The 26,950-nt window shown below is 38.1% G+C and carries 23 protein-coding genes; 12 read left to right on the top strand and 11 right to left on the bottom strand.

The features are described 5' to 3' along the window. The first annotated feature begins 16 nt into the window (after nt 1-16). The 7 genes from ACO6UW_RS01725 to blp2 all read left to right on the top strand — a co-directional run bounded on the left by ACO6UW_RS01725 (nt 17) and on the right by blp2 (nt 10,248). A complete protein-coding gene (locus tag ACO6UW_RS01725; RefSeq protein ID WP_014207315.1) occupies nt 17-1,396 on the top strand; it encodes an amino acid permease in 1,380 nt (459 codons plus the stop codon). A gap of 476 nt (nt 1,397-1,872) precedes the next feature. Beyond that, on the top strand, nt 1,873-2,904 hold the full coding sequence (locus tag ACO6UW_RS01720; protein ID WP_005073265.1) for a substrate-binding domain-containing protein: 1,032 nt from the start codon (nt 1,873-1,875) through the stop codon (nt 2,902-2,904). Between the two features lie 99 nt (nt 2,905-3,003). Continuing rightward, nucleotides 3,004-4,383 carry a phosphate ABC transporter permease subunit PstC gene (gene pstC, locus ACO6UW_RS01715; protein WP_044100411.1) on the top strand — a complete coding sequence of 460 codons (1,380 nt, stop codon included), beginning with the start codon at nt 3,004-3,006 and terminating at the stop codon, nt 4,381-4,383. Beyond that, nucleotides 4,380-5,777: a phosphate ABC transporter permease PstA gene (gene pstA, locus ACO6UW_RS01710; protein WP_005073268.1), complete on the top strand. Its 1,398-nt coding sequence runs from the start codon at nt 4,380-4,382 to the stop codon at nt 5,775-5,777. The genes pstC and pstA overlap by 4 nt, the downstream gene beginning before the upstream one ends. Nucleotides 5,778-5,790: 13 nt before the next feature. Continuing rightward, on the top strand, nt 5,791-6,693 hold the full coding sequence (gene pstB / locus ACO6UW_RS01705; RefSeq protein WP_005067963.1) for a phosphate ABC transporter ATP-binding protein PstB: 903 nt from the start codon (nt 5,791-5,793) through the stop codon (nt 6,691-6,693). 149 nt (nt 6,694-6,842) lie between these two features. Then, entirely contained in the window at nt 6,843-7,805 is a 963-nt protein-coding gene (sohB, locus tag ACO6UW_RS01700; RefSeq protein WP_005067965.1) for a protease SohB, read from the top strand. Between the two features lie 253 nt (nt 7,806-8,058). After that, nucleotides 8,059-10,248 carry an Ig-like repeat protein Blp2 gene (gene blp2 / locus ACO6UW_RS01695; protein ID WP_057062847.1) on the top strand — a complete coding sequence of 730 codons (2,190 nt, stop codon included), beginning with the start codon at nt 8,059-8,061 and terminating at the stop codon, nt 10,246-10,248. 39 nt (nt 10,249-10,287) lie between these two features. Here blp2 and ACO6UW_RS01690 read toward each other — a convergent pair whose 3' ends face one another. From ACO6UW_RS01690 to ACO6UW_RS01645, 10 genes are all read right to left on the bottom strand, one after another. After that, a complete protein-coding gene (locus ACO6UW_RS01690) occupies nt 10,288-10,926 on the bottom strand; it encodes a DUF2238 domain-containing protein (RefSeq protein ID WP_057062848.1) in 639 nt (212 codons plus the stop codon). Between the two features lie 79 nt (nt 10,927-11,005). Continuing rightward, nucleotides 11,006-12,394: an adenylosuccinate lyase gene (gene purB, locus ACO6UW_RS01685; RefSeq protein ID WP_002118712.1), complete on the bottom strand. Its 1,389-nt coding sequence runs from the start codon at nt 12,392-12,394 to the stop codon at nt 11,006-11,008. A 55-nt stretch (nt 12,395-12,449) separates the two neighbouring features. Beyond that, nucleotides 12,450-13,181 (bottom strand): high frequency lysogenization protein HflD, encoded by a 732-nt coding sequence (gene hflD, locus ACO6UW_RS01680; protein WP_002118587.1) that lies wholly within the window; start codon nt 13,179-13,181, stop codon nt 12,450-12,452. A gap of 13 nt (nt 13,182-13,194) precedes the next feature. Then, nucleotides 13,195-14,328 carry a tRNA 2-thiouridine(34) synthase MnmA gene (gene mnmA / locus ACO6UW_RS01675; protein WP_057062849.1) on the bottom strand — a complete coding sequence of 378 codons (1,134 nt, stop codon included), beginning with the start codon at nt 14,326-14,328 and terminating at the stop codon, nt 13,195-13,197. Nucleotides 14,329-14,332: 4 nt separating this feature from the next. Then, nucleotides 14,333-14,821, bottom strand: a complete 489-nt coding sequence (locus ACO6UW_RS01670; RefSeq protein WP_032063058.1) for an NUDIX hydrolase — start codon at nt 14,819-14,821, stop codon at nt 14,333-14,335. A 99-nt stretch (nt 14,822-14,920) separates the two neighbouring features. Further along, on the bottom strand, nt 14,921-15,679 hold the full coding sequence (locus tag ACO6UW_RS01665) for a DUF4262 domain-containing protein (protein ID WP_057062850.1): 759 nt from the start codon (nt 15,677-15,679) through the stop codon (nt 14,921-14,923). A 71-nt stretch (nt 15,680-15,750) separates the two neighbouring features. After that, on the bottom strand, nt 15,751-16,293 hold the full coding sequence (locus tag ACO6UW_RS01660; RefSeq protein WP_057062851.1) for a gamma carbonic anhydrase family protein: 543 nt from the start codon (nt 16,291-16,293) through the stop codon (nt 15,751-15,753). Nucleotides 16,294-16,383: 90 nt separating this feature from the next. Further along, the gene (dacC, locus tag ACO6UW_RS01655) at nt 16,384-17,532 is read right to left on the bottom strand and encodes a D-alanyl-D-alanine carboxypeptidase PBP5/6 (protein WP_002118558.1); all 1,149 of its coding nucleotides are present in this window, start codon (nt 17,530-17,532) and stop codon (nt 16,384-16,386) included. 126 nt (nt 17,533-17,658) lie between these two features. Continuing rightward, nucleotides 17,659-18,081, bottom strand: coding sequence for an MCR_0457 family protein (locus ACO6UW_RS01650; RefSeq protein WP_081037773.1), 423 nt, complete (start codon nt 18,079-18,081; stop codon nt 17,659-17,661). A gap of 154 nt (nt 18,082-18,235) precedes the next feature. Next, nucleotides 18,236-18,607: an MCR_0457 family protein gene (locus ACO6UW_RS01645; RefSeq protein ID WP_057062852.1), complete on the bottom strand. Its 372-nt coding sequence runs from the start codon at nt 18,605-18,607 to the stop codon at nt 18,236-18,238. A 101-nt stretch (nt 18,608-18,708) separates the two neighbouring features. Here ACO6UW_RS01645 and surE point away from each other — a divergent pair, with 101 nt between their 5' ends. The 3 genes from surE to ACO6UW_RS01630 all read left to right on the top strand — a co-directional run bounded on the left by surE (nt 18,709) and on the right by ACO6UW_RS01630 (nt 21,450). After that, nucleotides 18,709-19,479 carry a 5'/3'-nucleotidase SurE gene (gene surE / locus ACO6UW_RS01640; protein ID WP_017387263.1) on the top strand — a complete coding sequence of 257 codons (771 nt, stop codon included), beginning with the start codon at nt 18,709-18,711 and terminating at the stop codon, nt 19,477-19,479. Between the two features lie 111 nt (nt 19,480-19,590). Further along, on the top strand, nt 19,591-20,418 hold the full coding sequence (locus tag ACO6UW_RS01635; protein WP_002119027.1) for a peptidoglycan DD-metalloendopeptidase family protein: 828 nt from the start codon (nt 19,591-19,593) through the stop codon (nt 20,416-20,418). A 102-nt stretch (nt 20,419-20,520) separates the two neighbouring features. Beyond that, the gene (locus ACO6UW_RS01630) at nt 20,521-21,450 is read left to right on the top strand and encodes a LysR family transcriptional regulator (RefSeq protein ID WP_002118686.1); all 930 of its coding nucleotides are present in this window, start codon (nt 20,521-20,523) and stop codon (nt 21,448-21,450) included. Between the two features lie 51 nt (nt 21,451-21,501). On the opposite strand, the gene ACO6UW_RS01625 is transcribed toward ACO6UW_RS01630, so the two are convergent. After that, nucleotides 21,502-24,120 (bottom strand): ATP-binding protein, encoded by a 2,619-nt coding sequence (locus ACO6UW_RS01625; RefSeq protein WP_348891881.1) that lies wholly within the window; start codon nt 24,118-24,120, stop codon nt 21,502-21,504. Between the two features lie 165 nt (nt 24,121-24,285). Here ACO6UW_RS01625 and ACO6UW_RS01620 point away from each other — a divergent pair, with 165 nt between their 5' ends. Continuing rightward, nucleotides 24,286-26,460: an AmpG family muropeptide MFS transporter gene (locus ACO6UW_RS01620; RefSeq protein WP_017399300.1), complete on the top strand. Its 2,175-nt coding sequence runs from the start codon at nt 24,286-24,288 to the stop codon at nt 26,458-26,460. Between the two features lie 22 nt (nt 26,461-26,482). Then, nucleotides 26,483-26,884 carry a lactoylglutathione lyase gene (gene gloA / locus ACO6UW_RS01615; protein ID WP_005067992.1) on the top strand — a complete coding sequence of 134 codons (402 nt, stop codon included), beginning with the start codon at nt 26,483-26,485 and terminating at the stop codon, nt 26,882-26,884. Nucleotides 26,885-26,950: the final 66 nt, after the last annotated feature.

Here is a 26,950-nt window from a genome sequence, read left to right as displayed (position 1 = left end):
CATTGGAGATAATGTTATGGATGCAAACAATAAGCACGAGTTAAAACAAGGCTTATCCAATCGGCATATTCAACTCATCGCACTCGGAGGGGCGATTGGTACAGGATTATTCTTAGGTCTTTCACAAACAATTAAATTGGCTGGTCCTTCAATTTTATTAGGATATGCAATTGCAGGAATTATTGCCTTTTTAATTATGCGCCATTTAGGTGAAATGGTTGTTGAAGAGCCGGTCAGTGGTTCTTTTAGTTATTTTGCGAACAAATATTGGGGCAAAATGGCGGGTTTTATGTCTGGCTGGAACTATTGGGTATTATATGTACTCGTCAGTATGGCTGAATTGAGTGCGATTGGGACATTTATACAGTTTTGGTGGCCTGAAATTCCGACATGGCTGACTGCTTTATTTTTCTTTATTTTAATTAACGGCATTAACTTGGTAAATGTCCGCTTTTTTGGGGAATCCGAGTTCTTATTTTCCTGCATTAAAATTGTTGCCATTTTAAGTATGATTGGTTTCGGAGCTTATCTTTTACTTTCAGGCTCAGCAGGTCCGCAAGCGGGTGTTGCAAATTTATGGCAACACGGTGGTTTCTTCCCGCACGGGATTCACGGTTTTGTCATGGCTTTAGCTGTCATTATGTTTGCATTTGGTGGCTTGGAATTAATTGGTATTGCTGCAGCTGAAACGAAGAAACCTGAAACGACTATTCCTAAAGCAGTAAATCAGATTGTGTACCGCATCTTGATTTTTTATATCGGTGCAATCGGTATTCTTTTATGTCTTTATCCATGGAACATGGTGGCAGAAGGCGGCAGTCCATTTGTTATGATTTTCCAGTCACTCAATAGTAACGGTGTTGCGAACGTTCTGAACTTTGTGGTCTTAATTGCTGCTATTTCAGTTTATAACAGCTGTATCTATTGTAATAGCCGTATGTTGCATGGTTTGGCAGAGCAGGGTAATGCTCCTGCAATTTTGAAAAAAGTAAACAGTCGCGGTATTCCAGTTCCAGCAGCAGTTGTTTCTGCATCTATTACAGCAATATGTGTGGTCGTGAATTATCTGATTCCTGGTCAAGCTTTTCAGCTCTTCATGATGCTTGTGGTGGCTGCACTTGTCATTAACTGGCTCATGATTTCAGTGACGCATTTGAAATTTACTAAAGCAATGAAATTGCAAAGACGCCAAACTAAATTCCAAAGTATTATGAGTCCTTGGAGTAATTATTTAACCATTAGCTTTGTATGCTTTATTCTTATTATTATGGCGATGACTCCAGATATGAGATTGGCAGTTATTTTAGGGCCAATCTGGCTTGCTGTTTTAGCTGTGATGTACTTCTTAAAATATCGTAAAAAAATGGTTGTTTTGCCAGAAGTACAATCGAATTGATCCTTTAAATTGACAATGATATTGCGGTTATCAGCCTTAGGGTCGGTAACCCTTTATCTCTTGTCATATTATTTTCATGTTACAAAGAAATTATTTTTTCTAGAAATTTTTAATAATAATTTTAATGACAGAAAATATTTAAATAATAAAATTAATAAATCACTAAATTACCGTTTTTTAATATATTTATAATACCTTTTGTTTTTATATTTTATAAAAAATAAAAATTTAATATTTTTAGATAATGTCATAATATAGATTGATAGAGAGGATAAAATAATCTCTATATTTAAAATAACTAATTGATAGTACATAAAAAATATTAATGTGACAGTTAACAATATCGAAATCATTAAAGCGTCATCATACTGTAACTTAATTGTCATATTTTCTATTCACAATGCAGCTATCGAAGAGCGTACAAGCACTCAACAAAAAGTGACGTACAACCTATTGCATTAATGAGAGAGAACAGAATGCGCTTAAATCCACGTCAAATCGCAATTGCGTTAGCAGTAACTGGGGCAGCTGTAACAACGACTGCAAATGCAGCTCGTGATACGATTCAAATTGCTGGTTCTTCAACTGTATTACCATTTGCCAGCGTTGTAGCTGAAGAGTTTGGTAATACTTTCCCTCAATTTAAAACTCCTGTAGTTGGTTCTGGCGGTTCTTCTGCTGGTTTGAAACAATTCTGTCAAGGTGTTGGCGATAACACGATCGACGTTGCTAACTCTTCTCGTAAAATTAAAAGCACTGAAATCGAAGCTTGTAACAAAGCTGGTGTAAAACAAATTCAAGAAATCAAAATCGGTTACGACGGTATTGTATTCGCGTCTAACTCAAACAAAGCAGCTTATAAATTAAAACCTTACCACGTGTTTGCTGCTTTAGCTGCACAGTTGCCTTCAAAAGGTAAATTGGTTCCAAACCCATATACAAACTGGAATCAAATTGACAAAACACTTCCAAATGAACCGATTACTCTTGTAATCCCTGCATCTAACCACGGTACTCGTGAAGTTTTCCAAGAGAAAATGGTTGAAGCTGGTTGTGAAGCATATGAATACTTCAAGAGCTTAGATAAAGATGCTCAGAAGAAAGCATGTTCTACTTTCCGTAAAGATGGCCGTGTAATTGAAATCGCTGGCGACTATACAGAAACATTAGCGCGCTTAAAAACTTCTCCAAGTGCTGTAGGCGTGTTTGGTTTAAGTTTCTATGACATGAACCGTGACAAGTTACGTGTAGCAACAGTAAACAACGTTGTTCCATCTGAGAAGACAGTATTAAATGGTACATACCCTGTATCTCGCCCATTGTACTTCTACGTGAAAGGCGAACACTTAAAATCAGTTAAAGGCTTACCGCAATATGTAGAATATTTCGTAAGCAAGAAAGCAACTGGTAAAGGTTCTAAAGCTGAACGTGATGGTTTAATCGCGATGTCTGATGCTGAACGTGCAAAAGTTTTGGCTGACTTTAAAGCAGGTAAAACTGTTAAATAAGTTAGTTTGAATGAAGGCTGGTGATCTTAAGAGTTCATCAGCCTTTTTGTCTAACTTGTTTTTCCAAATTATGACAATTGAGAAAACAGTGGAGAGTACATGAATCTGCTACTTATCGGTGTGTTGTTAGCCCTCGTGGCAATTGCATATCAACTTGGGCTGAGAAAGAGCCGTAACATAGCAGGTAAGGGAAGCAACTCGGCGACGTTACATTCTCGTCCTGGTTATTATGGCGCACTGGTTGGTCTTTGGTGCGGTATCCCTGCTTTTTTAATTTTGATCATTTGGAACTTGGTTGAACCAAGTATTTTAAATCATATTATTTTTAATAATATTCCGGCCTCTGTAAGTGCATCTCTTGATGAAGCGGGCAGAAGTGTACTGATTGATCGTGTTCAATCAATTGCTTCAGGTTTTGGTGTAAGTGATAAACCAGCTGCTTATGAATTAGCTGCTGCTCAACAGTTTGCAAAATTTCAAACCATTGGCTCTTTTGCCAAATTTGCTGTTGTAATTTGTGCTGCTTTATTAGGGTTGGTTTGGGCAAAGAAAAAAATCAGCCAACAATATCGTGCTCGTAACCAAGTTGAACGTGCCATTAATGTTGGTTTGATTTTATGTTCTGGTGTTGCGATTTTAACCACCATCGGTATCGTAATGTCGATGTTTGGCGAAGCAATGCACTTCTTCCGTTTTGTCAGTCCAATGGACTTTTTCTTTGGTACAGAATGGAATCCGGGCTTTAGTACTTCTGGTAATGCTGAAGGCAGTTATGGTTTATTACCATTGCTATGGGGTACGCTCATGGTCAGTGGTATCGCTCTACTCGTTGCTGTACCAGTTGGATTAATGATCGCAATTTATTTAGCTGAATATGCTTCACCATGGTTCCGCTCATGGGCAAAACCAACAATTGAAGTCTTAGCTGGTATTCCAACAATTGTTTATGGTGTATTTGCCATGATGATTATTGGACCATTCTTTAAAGCAGCGGGTGCATATGTTGGTTTAGAGATTAATGCGACGAGTGCTTTAACTGCTGGCTTTGTAATGGGAATTATGATTATCCCGTTTGTGTCATCTTTGTCTGATGACATTATTACTCAAGTCCCGCGTGCACTACGTGACGGTTCTTTAGGACTTGGTGCGACTAAGTCTGAGACAATTCGTCAAGTCGTATTACCGGCAGCTTTACCGGGTATTACAGGCGCTTTCTTATTGGCAGTCTCTCGCGCTGTTGGGGAAACCATGATTGTGGTTTTAGCAGCAGGGAACAGTCCACTTTTACACGCAAATCCATTTGAAGCTGTTTCGACAGTGACAGTAACTATTGTAAAACAGTTGACTGGAGATACAGACTTCTCAAGTCCACAAGCATTGGTTGCATTCGCGCTAGGTTTAACACTATTTGTTATTACCTTGGGATTAAATATTGTAGCACTGTACATTGTGCGTAAATACCGTGAGCAATACGAATGAGTACATCAAATACATCGTCTCCTATGGATCAGAACGTATTTGATCCGAAAACTGCTGCCGAAACACGTGAACGACGTAAACAGGTTATTGAAAAATCCTTGGCTAAACGTCATCGTAAAGAAAAAGCTTTCCGTTTTGCGGGTTTCTCGGCAGTCATTATTGGTCTTGCATTCGTTGCTCTCTTGTTCGGTAGTATCTTGGCAAAAGGTTTACCTGCTTTTTGGCAAACCAGTATGAATGTTCCAATTTACTTTGACCCTAAAGTGATTGATGCAGGACCAGTACCTGTACGTACTCAAGGTGAGACACCTGCGCATTACCAAGAACGTTATGTTGATTGGCAAACTAAAATGGGTATGGTTGATTGGGATGGCATCATTGTAAATGGAATGATTGCTAAAGATCCTGCACTTGCATCACAACGTGACTACCTGAGCAGCTTATATGCAAGCTCTGAAGCTTATCGTCTACGTGATATGGTTTTTGCAGATCCATCACTCATTGGTAAAAAAGAAAATATTACCTTCTTGGGTGATGCGAACGTCGATGTTTGGTTAAAAGGTAATATTGATCGTTCATTACCAGATGATCAGCAACAACTCGATCCAGAAGTGCGTAAGCTCGCAGATGAATTAAAGGCGAAAGGTGTTCTTGAAAGTACATTTAACTTGAACTTATTTAAGAATCCTGACTCTCGTAGTTCTCCAGCAATTAGTGGTCTTGCAGGTGCATTCATGGGTTCATTATTCATGATGCTGATTGTGATCATCATTGCGATCCCAATTGGTGTTGCCAGCGCAATCTATCTTGAAGAGTTTGCTCCAAAAAATGTTCTTACCGACATTATTGAAGTTAACATCAATAACCTTGCTGCTGTTCCTTCAATTGTATTTGGTCTACTTGGTGCTGCAATTTTCATTGGCTGGATGCATTTGCCTTTATCAGCTCCGTTGGTGGGTGGTTTGGTTTTAAGCTTAATGACACTACCAACAGTCATCATTACCACGCGCGCTTCATTAAAAGCAGTGCCACCTTCTATTCGACAAGCGGCACTTGGTTTGGGAGCTTCTAAGTTCCAAACGATTTTCCATCATGTTTTACCGTTGGCATTACCGGGCATTATGACAGGTGCAATTATTGGTGTTGCACATGCGCTTGGTGAAACCGCACCTTTACTTTTAATTGGAATGAGTGCATTCGTTGCAAGTATTCCAGCAACTCCATTTGATCAAGCAACTGCTTTACCTGTACAGGTTTATTTATGGCAGGGTAATGAGTTGCGTAACTTCTTCGAAGGCCGTACTGCTGCTGCGATTATCGTACTACTTGCATTAATGATTGGTTTAAACAGTCTTGCAATTTGGTTACGTAAAAAGTTCGAAGTGCGTTGGTAATAGAGGATAAATCATGAATACTATTGATATTACGAATTCCTTAGAAAAGGATAAGTTAGTGAATACTGAACAATCTCAATTTACAGATAAATCGCTGAATCATGGCACTTCGTATGTTTCGCATTTTGAACCACATACTTCAAAAAAGCAGAACTCAAACGAAATCAAAATTAGTGCACAAGATGCCCATGTTTATTATGGTGATTTTGAAGCTATCAAAGGTATTGACCTAGATATTTATCAAAATGAAGTGATCGCATTTATTGGTCCTTCAGGTTGTGGTAAATCAACGTTTCTTCGTACGTTAAATCGTATGAACGATACGATTGATGGTTGCCGCGTAACAGGTAAAATTACCCTCGATAACCACAATATTTATGACCCAAATCTAGACGTTGTATTATTGCGTGCTCAGGTTGGTATGGTGTTCCAAAAGCCAAACCCATTCCCTAAATCTATTTTTGACAACGTGGCTTATGGGCCTAAACTTCACGGTTTAGCGCGTGATAAATATGACCTTGAAGAAATTGTTGAAAATAGCTTACGTAAAGCTGGTTTGTGGGATGAGGTTAAAGACCGTTTGAACCAGCCAGGTACAGGTTTATCAGGTGGTCAGCAACAACGTTTATGTATTGCACGTACCATTGCTGTTAGTCCTGAAGTGATTTTAATGGATGAGCCGTGTTCTGCACTCGATCCAATTGCAACAGCAAAAGTAGAAGAACTTATTTCTGAATTGTCGAATCAATACACAATTGTGATTGTGACTCACTCAATGCAACAAGCGGCACGTGTTTCTGATCGTACTGCTTATTTCCATTTAGGTGATTTAATTGAAGTCAACTCAACTGAAAAAGTCTTTACTCAACCTGACCATCAGTTAACGGAAGCGTATATTACTGGTCGCTTCGGTTGATTAATAAACAATAAAAGAAAAAGAGCCATGTGCTCTTTTTTTTTATTTTATAAATGAAAATGACTCTATTTTGCAAAATCGCTATTGAATTTTAATCAAAAGGACCACATCTTAAGGCTATAAAGATAAACTTATGAGCTTAGAATTTTATGTTATTCCATTTGCCTAAACTCCCTGCGGAAATACGTGTCAGCCATTTAAATGCACGTGTCAATGAACAGAGAAAAAAAATTGCACAAACTACAGCAAGCCGTTTAGAACTTTTACAATTAGCTCAACAACTTGCTAAAGAGGCTAAAATTCGCCGTAAAAATAATCAGAAGATTTTTGTTTTAGATTTCAAAGGTGATATTCAAGCTTCGGCAGTTGAAAACTTGCGTGAAGAAATTACCCTGATTTTAGCAACTGCTAAAGCAGGACGTGATCGTATTGTAGTTCGTCTTGAAAGCCCAGGTGGTATGGTGCATGGTTATGGTCTAGCAGCAGCTCAGTTGGTGCGTTTACGCGATGCAGGTTTTCATTTAACAATTTGTGTTGATAAAGTCGCTGCAAGTGGTGGCTATATGATGGCATGTATTGCAAATGAAATTATTGCAGCACCGTTTGCTATTGTGGGTTCAATTGGCGTGGTTGCTCAAGTTCCAAACTTTAATCGTCTTTTAAAAGAACACAATGTGGATTTTGAGCTTTACACAGCAGGGCAGTATAAGCGTACAGTCACCATGTTTGGTGAAAATACGCCTGAAGGTAAAGCGAAGTTCGAAGAAGAACTGCAACAAACTCATGTCTTATTTAAGCACTTTGTAGAAAAGTATCGCCCACAGCTTAATGTTGATAAGGTGGCGACAGGTGAGCATTGGTATGGTGAAGATGCCCTAGATCTGAACCTTGTTGATAAATTACAAACATCTGATGAGTATTTATTAGCTTTATTACCGCAACATGATGTTTATGTCATTAATACACGTAAGAAAGCGACCTTAGGTGAAAAGCTGGGTTTACAAGCAGCGCAAATGGCAGATAGTTTGATTCCTACTGTAATCGGCAAAGTAATGGAAAGCCTAGCAAAGGCGAACACGACGCTTGTGCAGGTACGTGATCCAAAACTATAAGTTTATCTAATTCAAATGTTATAAAAGACCAGCTTAAATGCTGGTTTTTTTATAAAGTTAATATTCAAATTTGTCTTATTAAATAGGTTTAGATTTTTAATGGAAAGTAAAAAATAAATGTTGATAAATATAATTTTTGAATTGTGATAAACACATGGTTTTGATATTTTAAACAGCAATAAAATAGCTTTTAAATGAAATATTTAAAAAGTTAGACATTTAAAAATATAACTGAAATTTAGGACAGGAAATAATGACAAGAATAATTGTAGCATCCAAAGAGGGTTTGGACGTTCTGCAAGATGGTCAGCTCAATAAGGTCGTGTTAAGTAAACCTTCTATTATTCAAATTGGTGTAAGTCAAAAAGATATAGCATCGGTGGAAAAACAAGGTGGAAATCTAGTTGTCCATTTAAAAAATGGAGAGACTATTGTCTTAGAAAATTTCTTTAATGAAGCAACGAATACAACAGAACATTCACTTGTTCTTCCGACTGAACATGGAAAATTTATTGAAGCACAATTTGATGCTCAGGGTAAGGTAATCGACTATACAGGTTTAAACCATGTCACAGATTTAGCCTATACCAGCACGAGCCAACCAGCCTCAACAATGGCGGTTGATGATTCCCCAACTTTTTCGATGGGTAACGTGCTAAAAGCAGGTTTGGCGGTTTTAGCTGCTGAAGGCTTATATCTTTGGGCTTTTGATAATGATGACAAAGATGATTCTTCAGGACCTGTAGATATCTTAGCTCCTGCTGCACCGACTGCTACTGTTGCGGATGATACCGTTACGGTTACTGGTAAAGCAGAAGCAAATGCAAAAATTTATATTAAAGATGCTGCTGGTAATACGGTCGCAACGGGAGTTGCAGATGCAAGTGGAAATTTTACAATTAAACTCGATAAGCCTTTAGCAAATGGGAATAAATTAAATATTTTAGCTGAGGATGCTGCTGGTAATATTTCTAAACCAGGTGTTGTGACTGGTAGTAAAGATACAATTGCTCCAGATGCTCCCCAAACTCAGCTGAGTGATGATGGCTCATTGGTAACTGGTAAAACTGAAGCAAATGCAAAAATCACTGTTTATGATGCTAGTGATAATGTACTAGGCACTGTAACTGCAAATAAAGATGGTATTTTTTCTTTAAAGCTTACTCCTCCATTGACGAGTGACGCGGGTGGAAAAGTTATAGCTGAAGATGCTGCAGGCAATAAATCTGAACCAACTAAAATTATTGCCGGAAAGGATACTTTCGCTCCGGATGTACCTTTAGTTGAAGTCAATAAAGAAGGTACCACGGTCGAAGGACAAACTGAGCCTAATGCAAAAGTTCAGATAAAAGATGCTGATGGTAAAGTAATTGGTACGGGTACCGCAAACGCTCAAGGCGAATTTCAAATTACGCTTTCTCCAGCATTAAAAGAGTCACAAAAGGCAACAGTTATTGTTGAAGATGCAGCAGGTAATACCTCTAAACCTTTAGAAGTTTCTCCAAGTTATGACTCTATTGCACCTGATAAACCTGTTGCTCAAATTAATGCTGATGGAACAACCGTAACAGGTACAACCGAAGCAAATGCAAAAGTTGAAATTAAAGATACGACAGGTAAGGTCATTGGTACGGGAACGGCAGATGCAAATGGAAAATTTACAATTACGATTTCGCCTGCTTTAACTGATAACAAACATGCTTCAGTTTCGGCTATTGATAGTGCAGGAAATAAATCTGAGGTTCTTGATATTATTGGTACTAAGGACACAACACCACCTGCAAAACCTGTTTTAAACAGTGTGGATGATGATGTTGGTGCTCTAAAAGGTGCGATTACTGCTGGTTCAGAAACTGACGATGCAAGACCAAAGCTCACAGGTTCAGGTGAGGCAAATGCAACTTTAACCATTTATGATAATGGTGTTGCTATTGGGATTGTAAATGTAAGTAGTAGTCGATCATGGAGCTTTACACTCGATAAAGACTTAGCAATTGGTAAACATACGATTACTTTAACTCAAACAGATGCAGCAGGCCTTACAAGTGAAGTGAGTTCACCATTTACGTTTTATGTGGTCGCTCCAAAGGTTACAAGTTTAAGTGAGGTAGCTGTTGATACTGCTCATACAGAAACTGTATCTGTTGCTGATAGTGTTGGGTTAAATACATTAAAGTTAGTACAAAGCACAACAAATGAAACGGATAGCCAGCAGCAGAAATCTGTGCCAATAGATGATTTGTTAAAAAGCTCTACGTCTAGTGAACCAGACCCAATTGAAACTCTTTTATCTTCAGCGGCATTAAAGCCTACTCAGGTAAATGATCAGAGTGATATGACTACGAACGCTAGCAATACCACTGCCAATCTTGAGTATGTTTTACCTGATACGACCTCTTCGGTTTTACAAAGCCTTTTAGAACAAACCTATCCTGTTGTCTAAAGTGATCTTGAAAAAAGCGCTCATTGAGCGCTTTTTTATTTATGAGTTATTTGTTTTGGATGGAAGCATCAGTGCAAGAAGTCCATAGAAAATTGTCCCAATAGTCGCTAACAGCATATCTTTATGGGCATCCCACATATCGCCTTGTTGCCCATTATAATTTTCGGCTTCTTCCGGAGATAATCCAATAGCAATTGCCCATTCAATAAGTTCATATAAAACACTTGATGCCATTACAAATTGAACTACTAATAAAAAAAGACTGAATGGCTTTACTGATGGTAACCACACTTGAAACACGCGATAAGTAAGAGGGTAAAGAAAAATACCATAGGCAAGATGAACCAAACGATCATACATATTACGGGACCAACCCATATATTGATCTAAGTTAAAATTGAATGCTTGTTGTATCCAATCATTGTATGGAACGTATGAATACAGGTAATGTGCGCCAACAATATGGATGAGCAAAAACAGCAGATAGAAAGTAAAACTTAAAAAATCGAGTCCAATCTTCTTAAAAATAACAAAGAGCAAAATCAACATAAACACTGTGCCCGCTTGATGAAGTAAATAGGCTTCAAATTCAAGAGGCTGAATAGCTGAAATGACAATCGCAATCAAAAGCAAGCCAAGAGCAATATAGTGTTTAAGTTTGAATTGTTTTTCGATCATTTTATGAAGTCTTTATTGTGATTTATATGAGTGTAATAAAAAAGCGAAGCCTAAGCTCCGCTTTTTGTAAACTTTTTAATTAAATTTTGCTAATTAAATCGTTAATTTGTTTCGCTTGTTCAGCTGCATTACCTGTATAAGTTGCAGGAGTAAGTTCAGCTAAGCGCGCACGTTCTTCGCTTGGTACTTGAGAAAGTTCATCACCATTTACGAAATTAACCATCATGTCACGAGTCATTGCTTGACCACGAGTTAATGCTTTTAATTTTTCGTATGGTTTTTCAATGTTGTAGCGACGCATTACAGTTTGAATTGGTTCAGCTAAAACTTCTTGAGCTTGGTCTAAATCTTCATTTAAACGGTTTGCATTTAACTCAAGTTTACCAACACCTTTTAAGCACGCATCGAAAGCAATTAAGCTTTGTGCAAAACCAACACCCATATTACGTAATACAGTTGAGTCAGTTAAGTCACGCTGCCAGCGAGAAATTGGTAATTTTTCACCTAAGTGAGCCAATACTGCATTTGCAATACCTAAGTTACCTTCAGAGTTTTCAAAGTCAATTGGGTTAACTTTGTGTGGCATGGTTGATGAACCAACTTCGCCTTCTTTCAATTTTTGTTTGAAGTAACCTAAAGAGATGTAACCCCATACGTCACGGTTAAAGTCGATTAAAATCGTATTGAAACGACGTAACGCATCAAACAACTCTGCCATGTAATCATGTGGTTCGATTTGAGTTGTATAAGGGTTGAATGTTAAACCTAAAGATTCAACAAAAGCTTGTGCGTGAGCAGCCCAATCAACATCTGGATAAGCAGAAAGGTGAGCATTGTAGTTACCTACAGCACCATTGATTTTGCCAAGTAACTCAACGTTTTCAAATTGTTTGATTTGACGAGCTAAACGGTATGCCACGTTCGCCATTTCTTTACCCAAAGTTGTTGGGCTAGCAGTTTGACCGTGTGTACGAGACAACATTGGTTGTTCAGCGTGAGTCGTTGCCAAAGCAGAGATCGCATTAAGGATTTGCTTCATGCTTGATACTAAAACTTCACGACCGTTTTTAAGCATAAGCGCATGAGACAAGTTGTTGATGTCTTCTGAAGTACATGCAAAGTGAATGAATTCACCTGCATTTTGTAATTCAGCAATACCTGCGATTTTCTCTTTTAAGAAATATTCAACAGCTTTTACATCATGGTTAGTTGTACGCTCAATTTCTTTAATGCGGTTAGCATCTTCTTCAGAAAAGTTGCTAACAATTGCATCTAAAGCTGCATTTGTTTCGTTTGAAAAAGGTGCAACTTCAACAATTTCCGGACGGTTAGAAAGTGCTTGTAACCAACGCACTTCTACAGTGACACGAGCATGGATTAAACCAAACTCAGAAAGAAAAGGGCGTAGCGCATCACATTTGCTGGCATAACGTCCATCTAATGGTGATAGTGCGGTTAAAGCGTTCATAACGATTCCTTAATGTTGGAATAAACATAAAACTAAAAAAATCTCGTTTATAGTCTTAAACGACTTGGTACTGTAAACGAGCAAGTGCTTGAATATCCTGTAGCAATTTACGTTTGCTAAAAATCATGTTCCACGAACTACCGCCGAGTTGCCGCCATAAATGGGCCATTTGCAAGCCAGTAAACAGACAAGCACGGATGCGGTTAGTATGGTTGGTATCTTTAAATGCTTCTGCATTACCACGAACTAAAATGCGTGGGTTAATCTGGCCAGCCGTATCAACATAAGTTTGCGCCAAATTAGCTAAAATGCTTGGGTGTAAGTAGTTATTATCAAAAAAAGACAGCTGTTTTAAAATTTTCTGCTGAGCTTTTTCAATGATTGCGACATATTCAGGGTTGCTATAAACCTTTTTTTCTAGCTGTAAGAGCGACATCGCATAGGACATTGGCAATTTGGCCGTGCCCATTTTTGGAAGGCGAGACTTAGGCATGTTCGAAAAAGGTTGAGTAATACAATTTTCGAGTGTTTTAAGCCCTAAAGAGATATCTGCTAATTGATTAAAAAAATCTAAGGTTTGAACACCATTGTTGGCTGTAGGGCGAATATTTAAACTTGCTTTGATTAATAGTTCAAAATAGAAATTACCACTTTCACCAATACTTTGCTGACCCGTCATGGCTGTCATATGGGTGAGCTGAGTGGCCTGAAATACCCCAGCCAAGGCAAGGGCACGGTTTTGGCGAACATTCAAGGCTTGTGATTGTTGAAATGGTAACTCCACCATGCCATTCATTCCCTTAAATAAAATTTGGTGTAGGGGCATTTGTATGGTGAATGACACCCCCGCCTAAGCAAACTTCATCTGAATAAAATACAACGCTTTGACCCGGTGTAACAGCACGCTGAGGTTCATCAAACTCAACGCGAACACCGTGTTCAGTGTTTTCATCAATAAAAATTGTACATCCCTGATCAGGTTGGCGATAACGCGTTTTAGCTGTACAGCGTAATCCTTCAACTGGAATATTTTGTTCACCAGCTACCCAGTCAATTGACTCACTCCACAGTTGAGTACTTTGCATGAGTGGGTGTTCATGTCCCTGACCAACAACGAGGCGATTACTGGCCAGATCTTTATGTAGTACGAACCATGCACCTTCAGCTGCACCTTTCAAACCACCTAGACCAATTCCGCCACGTTGACCGAGCGTATAGTACATCAGACCGTGATGTTCACCAACTTCTTTACCTGTATCAAGTACAATTTTCCCAGGCTGAGCGGGTAAATATTGTTTAAGGAAGTCATTAAAACGACGTTCCCCAATAAAACAGATTCCTGTTGAGTCCTTTTTCTTGGCTGTAGCAAGATCAAGTTCTTCAGCAATTCTGCGAACTTCAGGTTTTTCGATTTCACCTACTGGAAATAATGTTTTATTAATTTCTCTACCATGAACGGCATGTAAGAAATAGGTTTGGTCTTTATTGTTATCTACACCACGTAATAATGGTGCGTATGCTTCGCCTTTAGAGTTATATGCAGTTTCACCACGGCGTGCGTAATGACCCGTTGCGATGAAGTCTGCACCTAAAGTCATGGCATGATCTAAAAATGCGCGGAATTTAATTTCTTTATTACATAAAATATCTGGGTTTGGCGTGCGACCAGCAGCATATTCAGCTAGGAAAAGTTCAAACACTCGATCCCAATATTCCATAGCAAAGTTTGCTGTATGCAGCTTAATACCGATTTTATCAGCTACTGCTTGGGCATCGGCTAAGTCTTCCATTGCCGTACAGTATTCCGTGCCGTCGTCTTCCTCCCAGTTCTTCATGAAAAGACCTTCAACTTGATAACCCTGTTGAAGTAAAAGTGCTGCAGAAACAGAAGAGTCTACACCACCAGACATACCGACGATGACACGTTGTTGCATAGGACTAGGCATCCAAATGAGAAGTTAATGAGGGAGAGAAGGGGTGCTCATAAATAAGCGATAAAGGATAATGGTGGCCTTTCATAGCATCTTCAACTGCTTTTAGCACAAGAGGACTGCGAGCACGGGCAGATTCTTTGAGTTCATCCGGTGTCATCCACACAGCAGCGATAATACCTGTGTCGAGTTGAGGATCACTTTCAACCTGAGTTACATGCGCTAGAAAACAGAAACGGTAATAAGTGCGATCGGGAAACATTGGCGGGGTATAAGTATAAATACCAAGTAAGGCATCAATTTCAACATGATGGCCTGTTTCTTCAAGTGTTTCTCGAATGGCAGCTTCTGTTAATGACTCACCACATTCCACATGACCAGCAGGTTGGTTAAATACTGTGTGTACAAAACCTTCGCTATGCTCTTCTACAAACAGATAGCGTCCGTCTTTTTCTACGACTGTAGCAACAGTGACATGAGGAGTCCATGCGGCCATAAAAAAGCACCATGATTTAAAAGACGTATAATACGAAATTTAGGGGTTTTTGGCTACGATAAGATTTTTATAGATTACAGTATTATTTTATAAATCTTTTTACTCATCAAGATTTGTTATTTGCCATGAATTATTAATGGAGTCTCTCTCAGCAGTTTGGCCGTAGTCAAGATCAAAAACTTCATTTAAGCTCGAATCTATTAATATCATTTGTTCTAAGGCGACAAGACGAATATCTTCAGGTTCTTGATTACCTGTCAAAAATTGCCAATCTCCATCATGATCATGTACAACTCTTAAAATAGGTTGATTGAACTCCAGACACTGTCGAGTGGTGAAAACCCCTAAATTTTTTGCCTCTCTAAATTTAAAATCAGCATTTCGATCTAGTAAAGGCTGATCATAAATAAACTCTTCTTGATATCCATCTTCCCAAGGAAATTTGTCATTGCGATCAGTCCAGACTAATTGTAAAGCTGAGAATTTATTATGTTGGTAATAATTTAACGCCCCTCCAAAATAATCATCAATATTCCTGAAGTCTACAGGTAAAAACTGAGCACGACTTTCTTTAAAAAACTGATCATCATAATCTTGATAGGAGGTAATTTTTTCGCCATTTTTAATTAAGTTTGCTACATCATTAATAATGAGATGAGCTAGATCCGTAGGTAATCCAAAACAAATAATTTCAGGATGCTGATAACTCTCATATAAACCCACACTGTAACTGAAAGAAGGTAAATAGTTCGTTGCACTAATTCCCATAACTTGTAATCCATATTTTTCAATATTGATTTTGATTTGGTTTATTAGCTCATGTTCAGTAGGGCAATTATGGGTATTATCTAAGCTCATTATTTATTTCTCAAAGGTTTCTTATTTTTGTAAGTGGAATATATGTATCAATTAAACTAAAAATAGCAAAGTTAGACTTCACTATTTTTATGATTATTTTGCACTTTTACATAATGTCTTGCTGAATAAGGAAGAAATGCGAGTTCTTTTTCAGTCAGTGGGCGCACTTGTTGTACGGGGCTTCCTACATAGAGATAACCGCTTTTTAAGACTTTGCGAGGCGGAACTAAACTTCCTGCACCAATCATTACATCATCTTCAATAATCACGTCATCTAGAATAACGGTATTGATTCCGACTAAAACACGGTTACCGATGGTACAGCCATGTAAAGTCACATGGTGTCCAACCGTTACATCTTCACCAATAATCAGAGGTGAGCCATTCGGTTTGGCATCATTTTTATGGCTTACATGCAACATACAATGGTCTTGTACGTTACTGTTTTTACCAATTTGAATACTATTTACGTCACCACGAATGACTGCAAAAGGCCAGACAGAGACATTTTCAGCTAAGCTAACGTCACCAACTACAACAGCCATTTCATCGATATAACAGGTTGTATCTACTTGAGGGTAGTGTTCAAGATAAGGACGAATGTTCTTTGCCATAAGTAGTATCAAAATAAAATTTAGTCGAATTATAAAATAAAAAAGCACTCAGGCTAAATAGCATGAGTGCTTAATTCAACTATTCAAAAATTAGAATAAGTTGCTGAAGAATTGCTTGATATGGTCGATTAAACGAGCAAAGAAACCTGCTTCTTCAACTGGCTTTAATGCAACTAAAGGTTTTTCAGCAATTACTTTGCCATCTAGGCTAGCAACAAGTTTACCCACAACTTGACCTTTTTGAAGTGGTGCATTTAAGTTAGGTTGAACCACTAACTGAGTTTTAATGCCATCAGCTTTACCTTTAGGCATAGTCACACTAAAGTTTTCAGCTAAACCAACTTGAACTTCATCTTCTTTACCAAACCAAACTTTTGCTTTTGCAAGAACCTGATTGGCTGGTTGAACATTTGCAGTTTCAAAGTTTGCAAAGCCCCAAGCCAGTAACGTACGCGTTTGGTCTGCACGTTCAGACATGCTTGGAGTACCAAAAATCACTGAAATTAAACGCATTGGACCGCGTTTACTTGAAGTAGTTAAGCAGTAACCTGCTTCATCTGTATGACCTGTTTTTAAACCATCTACACTTGGGTCAGTGTAAAGCAAGGCATTACGGTTACCTTGTTTAATACCATTAAAAGTAAATTCTTTTTCAGAGTAAATTGGATAGTATTTTGAACTGTCTTTAATAATATGTTGTGCTAACACAGCCATATCTTTTGCAGTTGAATAGTGACCTTCAGCAGGCATACCGGTAGAGTTAATAAACTGGGTGTTCACCATGCCGATACGTTTTGCTTCCTGATTCATCATATGAGCAAACGTGCCTTCATTTCCGGCAATATGTTCAGCCATTGCTTTTGATGCATCATTACCTGACTGGATAATAATACCGCGGAGCATTTCTAGAACAGTTGCTGTACCATTTAAAGGAACATACATACATGATTCAGAGCTACTTCCTTTACACCATGCAGACTCGTTCATACGAACCTGCTCATTTTCAGTCAGTTCACCTTTTAATAATTTTTGTTCAATGATGTAGCTTGTCATCATTTTTGTCATAGACGCAGGTGCAAGCTTTTCGTTTTCATTTTTAGAAGCGAGAATTTGGCCTGTCTCATAATCCATTAATACATAAGACTTATTATTTAATTCTGGCGGAGCTGATAAGACAGTTGCTGCATAAGAAAAACTTGGTAAGAGGAGTAGTGCAGCAATAGCGCTTTTTCGAGTCATTCTAGGTAATTCCAATATCTTGTATGAAGCAGAAGAGCCTAGCATTTTAGGATAAAGCAAAGCCGACTTCTACGGGAGAAGTCGGCTTTTTCAAACAGTATTGTAACTCAAGAGTTTTTTACTAATTTAGTTTTGCGATTGATATGCTTTCACGTCTTGGCAAACTAATGTGTTTTGTTCATCACCGGCAGCTTTCGCATCGCTACGTGCTTCTTTTAAGTATTTCTTGAAAGCTTTGTCTTTACTACGTTTTTCTAATGCAGAAACAGCATCAGTTTCATTTGGTAGGTAGTCTTTAACTAAACGTTCATAGCCTTGAGCAAAATCGGCGTCTTTTTTACCAATCAAACTTGGACAAATTTCAGAAAGCACTTGAATTGCAGCTAATTCTTCAGGAGTCGTGCCTTGTTGTGGAGTAACCTCAACAACATTTTCATTTTCGGTTTTCTTTTCAATTGTTTTCTTCTTATCAGCAGCAAAACCAGCTGTTGCCATGCTCATAAGTAAAACCAAAGAGAGCGATTGAACTAAGCTTTTCTTCATAAACATCGATAACCCAAAATAAAATTTCTAAATATGCCGTTAGCTTAACCAATTTAGAATTTAAAAAAATGGAAAAAATGTATTGTTATGTTGGTTTTCTGCTTAATGGCAAACAGAAAACCCAAAATGAATAAGTTTCTAGATCACAAAAGAGTAAGATCTATTCTTTATAATTAACGATCTCTTCACAGAGCTCATGTTGCTCGTGATGGTCCATTTGTTTTGCCGCAAGACGTGCTTCATTTAATAAAGTTTTAAATTCAGCATCGTTTTGTAGAGTCGTTAAGGTCATTGATTTATTTGAATAACCACTTAAATACATCGCAATAATTTTTTGAGCGTTTGACTCAAGTTTTTTATTTGTTCCGACAAAAGCCGGGCAGATTTCCTGCAAAACTTGCGTTGCGGCAATGTCATCTTTAATTAAGCTATCAGCCTCTTGTGTTGAGATATCCTCATCTGCAAAAACCACCTGCGTACACAATGTGATACTGATCCCCAATACCTGAAAAAAAGGAGCGAAAGTTTTCATTTTTTCACAATTTTATAATGCTATGGAGGCATAAATATATATAATTCAACAAATAATTCAATTGTGAAAACCTTTAGGTTTATTTGTAGAGAAAGATTTTAGTGAATATTTTGATAGCGAATGATGACGGTGTTTTTGCGCCAGGTATACAGGCTTTAGCTGAAGCATTAAGACCACTTGGACGCGTGGTTGTGGTTGCACCAGAAAGTGAAAGAAGTGGTTTCTCAAGTGCATTAACATTGGATCGACCATTACGTCCCATTCAAATTGCCGAAGATGTCTGGGCAGTGAATGGTACACCAGCAGATTGTGTTTATTTATCCATGAATGGTTTGTTTGATTTTGAATTTGACTTGGTCGTGAGCGGAATCAATAGTGGTGCGAACTTAGGTGATGATGTTTTATATTCGGGAACGGTAGGGGCCGCATTTGAAGGTCGTTTAATGAAACAACCTGCAATTGCTGTGTCTTTAGCGGGTCCTGATGTACGTGCTTATAACGATAAAGAAGATTATGCTCAGGCTGCTAAATGGGTACATGATTTTATTGCAAGCGGATTACCAGCTTTGCCTCCGCGACATATCTTTAATATCAATATTCCTGACGTGCCGCAGTTAAAAGGAGCACAGATTACTTATCAAGGGCGCCGTGCTCAATCTAAGCCTATTACCAGTCATGTCGATCCACGCGGCCGTCAAGTTTACTGGATTGGACTAGCAGGTGAGGCGGTTACAGATCCCCAGCGTGTTTCTAGCCAGATTCAATCTGATTTCTTTGCGGTTGCAAACGGTTATGTAAGTGTTACTCCTATTCAAATGGATGCAACAAATTACGCTGTTTTAGAAGATTTACAGATCAGTTTGAGTCAATAATTTGCCTCGAATGTTATAACTTTGTGAATAAAGAAAAAGAGGAACGTGTTTCCTCTTACTTTTTTGGTACTCTTAGCCGAAATGATTTGTAGCATTTAGTGAGGGAGATCAATGCATTTAATTGGGCAACAAAGCAGAGTGCATATCCAAAAAGACAAAATAATGAAAATTATGTTGTTGTCTGTGGCTGTAGGTTTTACCGTTGCTATGGCAGGGTGTGCTTCTAAACCACAAATTAATAATAGTTCTCGCTATGCAATGGCTCCTAACTATTACACAGTTCGTTCAGGTGATACTTTAAGTGGTATCGCAATGCGTTATGGCCTCGACTATATTAGTATTGCCGAAATGAATGATATTGCTCCACCATATCGTATTTATGTTAATCAGTCTTTGCGTTTGAAGAAAGGTTCTTCACCAAGAACAGTATCTACGCAAGTCATGGCACAACCGGAGCAAATCAAACGTCAAACCATTGCTCTACCAACCACACAACCTGTTACACCAGTAACTCAGCCTACAACGACCGCACCGTCAACGAATACCACAGTGACTTCGGTTGCACCAAATTCTAGTTTACGCTGGATAAAACCGAATAATGGGCCAGTGATTCAAGGGTTTAATTTGGCAAATAATGTCAAAGGAATCCGTTATGGTGGAAATCAGGGTGACCCTATTTATGCCGCAGCAGATGGTCAAGTTGTCTACGCAGCTGATGGCTTAAAAGAATACGGCAATCTGGTTTTAATTAAGCATATTGACGGCTATATCAGTGCCTATGCCCACAATAGCAAGATGTTGGTGAAAAGTGGTGATAATGTAACTGCTGGACAAAAAATTGCCGAGATGGGCTCTACTGGGGCTTCTCAGGTCATGCTTGAGTTCCAGATCCGTTTGGATGGAAAACCAATTAATCCTATAAATCTTTTACCAAAATAGCTAATGCATAAAACTTAGGTTTCCTCGTATAATATAATTGGTTGCTTTCATTACAACAATAAGCATTTTTTTATAAATTTAGAATTAGATTTGAGGAAACCTATGTTAGATCAGCTTCGTGCGATGGGTGTTTTTGCTTGTGTGGTTGAAAAAAGTTCATTTAGTGGTGCGGCACGTGAATTAGGAATTACAACAAGTGCGGTGAGCCAGCAGATTCGATCCCTTGAGCATGAAATGGATGTAATTCTATTACATCGCTCCACGCGTAAACTCAGTTTGACAGAAGCCGGACAGGCTTTTTTTTCAAGCTGTCAAGAAATGTTGGCGGCTGCTGAAAGGGGGAAAATCAGAATTAATGAGTTGAGGGATGACTTAATTGGGGATTTGCGTATCGCAACTACTCCTGATTTAGCAGTTCAGCACCTCATTCCTGCGTTATCTCACTGGATGTCAGCTCATCGCGGTTTATCTGTGCATTTTGAAGTTGGGCATCGTTATATCGACTTAATTGAAGAGCGAATTGATATTGCAGTGCGCATGAGTTCTACGCCGGTAGAAGAAAGCAGCTCTGTCATTCCGATGGCTTTTGTCGATCAGATTTTGGTAGCTTCTCCAAGTTATCTGAATCAATCTAGTCCAATTGTGCATCCTAATGATTTAAGAGATCATGAGTTATTATCAATTAATGTCATGAATGACGCGCACCATTTCCATTTTCAACATGTAAAAACGGGTGAAACACTTAATGTTGAAATGCAAAGCCGTTTGCAAAGCAATAATTTACAAGTTGCAAAAGCGTTATGTCAGCAAGGACATGGTATTGCAAGAATTTTATATTTAGATGCTCAAAAAGAGTTAAAAAATGGTTCTTTAATTGAACTCATGCCAGATTGGAAATTACCAACTTTTACTTTGTATGCAGAAGTTGCCAAGCATGACCAACAGCCAATGAAAATTCAGCGCTGTGTTGAAGCACTTAAACAATATTTTAGTCAGTTAGCAGGAGGACGAGCGATCCAAATCGTTCGTTAATTTTGCCACTCTAAAAGTAAAAAGGGCCTGTATTTGACAAGCCCTTTTTTATTACTTCTGTTTTAAGGTTGCGACTTCTTCTACGCTTTCTTGTGGTAGGTCTTCCGCCGTAAGCTCTTCATGCTTCTTAATTTTTTTCTTATTTTTCTTTTTCTTCTTTGGCTCCTCTTCAATTTCTGCGCCATCTTCAATGGCTTGCCAATATTCGAGTTGCTCCATTACAGCAGCATAAATAGAGTGTTTACTGTACTTACCTTTTTTGTCGAGTGTACCGACAGGGCGGGCCATTAAAATCTCAAGCGCCTGATCAATCGTATCAATTGCATGGATATGGAATTGACCACTTTGTACCGCATCAATTACATCTTGGCGTAACATCAAATGCTGCATGTTTTGACGTGGAATAATGACACCTTGTTTGCCAGTTAAACCTTGTAATTTACAAGCATCATAGAAGCCTTCAATTTTTGCATTTACACCACCAATTGGTTGAACTTGGCCTAACTGGTTCATAGAGCCGGTAATTGCCCATGATTGATCAATTGGTATTTGGCTAATTGCTGAAATTAATGCAGAAAGCTCGGCAACTGTTGCACTGTCGCCGTCTACTTGCCCATAACTTTGTTCAAAGGCTAGAGCAGCAGAGAAATGTAAAATCTGTTCACGACCAAAGTGAGCTTTCAAGAAGCTAGACATGAGCAATACGCCTTTGGCATGCAGTGAACCGCCAAGTTCTACACTACGCTCAATATCAAGAATATCGCCACCACCTTGATAGACTGATGCAGTCAAACGTGAAGGTAAACCAAACTCAACATCTGCATAGTGAATAACAGAGAGGGCATTAATCTGACCTAAACGATGACCAGAAGTCTCGATTAACTGAGTTCCACGCGATAAATCCTGCCAGTAAAGCTCTCTTAAATAGCCTAAGCGATACTGTCTGTGTTGTAATGCCAAGTTAATGTGCTGGTCAGTTACAAGCTTTTCATTAGCTTTAAAAGCATGGTGATGTGCTTCGCGAATGAGGTCGCCCAAAGTTGAAGCATGTAACGACAGTGAGCTTTGGTCTTCTGCCTGACGACTTGAGTCGGTAAGTAAAGCTGCTAAAGCACTGCGGTCAAACGGAAGTAATTTATCCGCTTGTACATAATCAGCAATTAGCTGCATGTAGGCTTGTTCATTTTCGTCATTACGTTGCAGAGTATCGGTAAAATCTGCACGAATTTTAAAGACACTGCCAAGCTCTGGTTCTACTTCTAAAATTTCATAATAAATTTCAGGTTCTGCCATAAGAACCACTTTAATATCAAGCGGAACAGCAGCAGGTTCTATCGAGATAGAGCCTGTTAACGTCAGCATATGTTCAAGAGAAGAAAGCTTGAGCTGACCTGATTTTAAGGCACGCTTTAAACCTTGCCATGCATAAGGCTGTTCGAGTAATTGCTCGGCCTCAAGCATTAAAAAGCCACCATTCGCTTGATGTAGAGCACCTGGACGAATGAGCGTGAAATCTGTGGTAATTGTGCCGTTGTGAGTAAGTTGCTCAACATGACCAAGCAAATTGTAGTGCGTTGGGAAATCTTCAAAAATAACCGGTGCGCCACTGTTTGGTTTGTTTGAGACAATTACATTGGCCTGATAACGTGCAGGCACACGATTGAACATTGCCGGAGCAAAGTCGTCTTCTTCTTGCTCTAAAATGAGTTCAACATTATCAATTACATCTTGAGCATATTGTTTTAAATAATCTTCAAGGCCTTTGACTTGACCGTATTTATTTAAAATTAAATCCATGCGTGGCTTAACCACTTGGGTCGCGATGTCTCGATTCAACACAGAGACTTTGTCACGTGCATCATCTTCTAAATCACCTAAATGCAAACCAAGACGCTCGAGCTTTTTATCCATGTAGCGAACATTCGCTGCAATTTCAGCACGTTGCTTAGTATTTAGAGCATCTATTTCTGTTTGAGTCAGTTCTTGCACCTGATCATCTTTTACTTGTACAGGTACAAAGCCATGCTTTTCATTACGGGAGATGAGTTTTAAGTCGAGTTCTTCACCTTCTTTGGTTAACTCGACAAGCGCTTGTTGCTGCTCATCTCCAGTTTCCTCACGGATACGCTCAATACGGTTATGATAGGTCTCGGCACTAAAACGGCGTTCAAGCTGTTTTAAAATAATTTGCCAAGTTTGATGAAGGGCATGTTGAAACTTGGTTCCTTGTCCAGCAGGGAAGCGTAGAGCAAGTGGTTGGCGTGCTTGTTTAAAATTATAGACATATACCCAGTCATTTGGAGTAGGCATTGTTTTCGCATGTTGTTGGAGTAAACGCTTAATCATGGTGCGTTTACCCAAGCCTGCTGTCCCTACTGCAAAAATGTTATAGCCAGAGTAGGGTAAAGAAATCCCTGCTTCTACCGATGCTTTGGCACGGTCTTGCCCTAAAAAGTTGTTAAGCGGTTTTATACGTTTTGTAGAAGCTGGAATTTTTTCAAAATCTGGAATATGTGTAAGTTGTTCGGGTTTTAAGGCTGTTTTATCCAAAGTCATTTTTATATCAGGTTGCTCAAAAGCTGAAGGAAATGCATTTATTGTGACGTTTGTGGTGTTTGTTTTAGCGAGTGATAAAGTTGAGATGGTCACTTGATCAAGTTTTTGTGTCACTGTTGATATCCAGCAAAAGAAAACGAAGGTTGAAGCTTAAAGGTATACAGGTTTAGCATAAAATATCAAGCAAACTTGCCGTTTTTATCGCCAAAACAAAATTGATTGCATAAAGAATCTTGAAAGGAATTGTAAGAAGGGTTTGAATAGGCACATTTATAATTTATGGAAAATAAAAAACGAATGAGTGCTGAATCAAAAGGGTGGAAAAGTTCCTTTATGGCCTTCTTGGATCGCCGAGCAATTATTATGTTGTTTTTAGGCTTTTCATCAGGAATTCCCATATTTCTAATTTTTTCAACTTTATCATTTTGGTTGACTGAAGCTGGAATTAACAGAAGTACTATCACCATGTTCTCTTGGGCAGCTTTGGCTTATTCGTTCAAGTTTATTTGGGCACCTTTGATAGATAAATTACCACTTCCTTATTTAACAAGAAAAATGGGGTTAAGACGTAGTTGGCTATTAGTTGCACAAATTTTGGTTATCTGTGCAATTTGTTTAATGGCATTTACAAATCCCTTACCGAATACTTCTGATTTTGGCTCATTTTCAAATCTGACTATTATGGCAGCAGCTGCTATTTTCCTTGGCTTCTCTTCAGCTACTCAAGATATTATTGTTGATGCTTATCGTATTGAATTGACTGAAGATCCTAATGTGCAAACTGTTTTAGCTTCAACGTATAATGCTGGATATCGTACTGCTACAATCATTACACAATTAGGTGCGTTATTATTTGCAGCTTCACTGGGTACAGCTGTTGGTAATTATATATATGAAGCTTGGCGAACTACATATTTATTAATGGCAGGCCTCATGGGTATAGGAATAATTACAACATTATTTATTCATGAGCCTGAAGTTAAACGTATTCAACATCACTATCAAGCTAAAGACTATTTTCAGTTATTCTCAGTTTTTGTTATTTCAACCATCGTTTTTGGGATTAGCTTTTACCAAATTGGTTTAATTTTTGATTCGTTTTCTATCGAAGATGCTTTTTTAAACTTTCTACTTTTAGTTATTAAATTTTTAATTAGTATATCAATTGCGGTGATTGTAATTTTTGGGTTAATTAAGTTTGGTCTAATTAATAAGAAAATTGTTGTAGAAACATGGTTGTCACCTTTACTAGATTTTTTTAAGCGATATGGATTAAAAGTTGCTTTAGCAATTTTATTGCTAATAGGTTTTTATCGTATTTCAGATGTCGTTGCTGGTGTAATGGCTAATTTATTCTATTTAGACTTGAATTTTGATAAAGAGGAAATTGCTTGGTTTAATAAGTTCTTTGCGATCTTCTTTGTCATATTGGGTGGTTTTCTCGGAGGAATGTTAGCGCAACGCTATAATGTAATGAAAATGATGTTGTTAGGAGCAATTTTAGCAAGCACTACCAACTTGATTTTTGTTGGATTAGTTAAATCTGGCGCTACTATGCAAAATGTTCAAGTTCATATAGGGGATCACACTTATACAACAAGCCCTGATGAAGTGGGAAATTGGTCACTAAAATTCCCGAGTAATACATTGACGTCAGCTCAGAATGAAGTCTCAATTAATTCTCAGCCTGTAGGCTATGCTGAACCTTTAAAGATAAACCTTCCATTAAAAGTATTTAACTCAGAATCACAACCAGATATTTATGTTCAAGCAATTGGTGGAGATAATCTTTTATATAAAGATGAGCTGAAAAAAGATGTAATTCTTCATGGTAGTTTATTGAATCTACCTAAAAATGGTGAGCTAAAATCCGTTAGTATTTTATTGAATTCACAAAATAAAATAGAAGGTAAGATTAAAGGTAGTGATTGGAATGTTATTATTCCTGGAAATGATCTTGCTAAACTTAATTCAATACAAGTAGAAGCAAATTATGAAGCCAATAAGCAAATACATACTTTAACTTTAAACCATTCTTATCAAAAGCAGCTAGAAGAGAATCAACCTCGTTATCGTATGAATTTATCCGATATTCCAGCGATTCCGATTGATAAAAATATGGATATCGAATTGAAAGGAAAAGTAGTTGTTCCTTATAGCAAAGTTTGGTTAGTAATGGGCATCATATTTGATAACTTAGCCTCCGGATTAGCTGGGGCAGTTTTTATTGCATTTCTTTCTAGTTTAACTAGTGTGTCATTTACCGCCATGCAATATGCTATTTTTAGCTCGCTAATGCTGTTGTTACCAAAAACGATTGGTGGTTACTCAGGTACAATAGTGAATCATATCGGTTATTCAGGCTTTTTTACGGCTACATTTTTGATGGGATTACCAATTTTATTACTCGTGATTTGGGTGGGTAAGTTGTTGGCTAATCAATCATCAAAATGAAAGTTTCCTAGGAGATAAATATATGCGAATGCTTCATACAATGTTGCGAGTAGGCAATTTAGAACAATCTTTAAAGTTCTATACCGAAGTATTAGGGATGAAGTTACTTCGTAAGCGTGATTATGAAGAAGGGCGCTTTACACTAGCATTTGTTGGCTATGGCGATGAAGAAACCAATACCGTGCTTGAGCTTACCCATAACTGGGATACATCAAGTTATGATTTAGGCAATGCCTATGGTCACATTGCCATTGGTGTTGACGATGCCTACAAAGCGTGTGAAGAAATTAAAGCACGTGGTGGCAAAGTTGTTCGCGAAGCGGGTCCAATGAAAGGTGGTGTTACCGTTATCGCATTTGTTGAAGATCCAGACGGCTATAAAGTCGAATTGATTCAACAAGATGCTAATGCGACAAATAACTAAAAATTGACTGTGATGCTTTAAGAATTAGTTCTTAAAAGCCTAGCTTTATTTTTTTAGCCCAGTATG

The organism is Acinetobacter sp. JADD-222 (genome assembly GCF_049310645.1).
The sequence above is the reverse complement of the archived record's forward strand: the minus strand, read 5'-3'. Positions and strand labels throughout refer to the sequence as shown.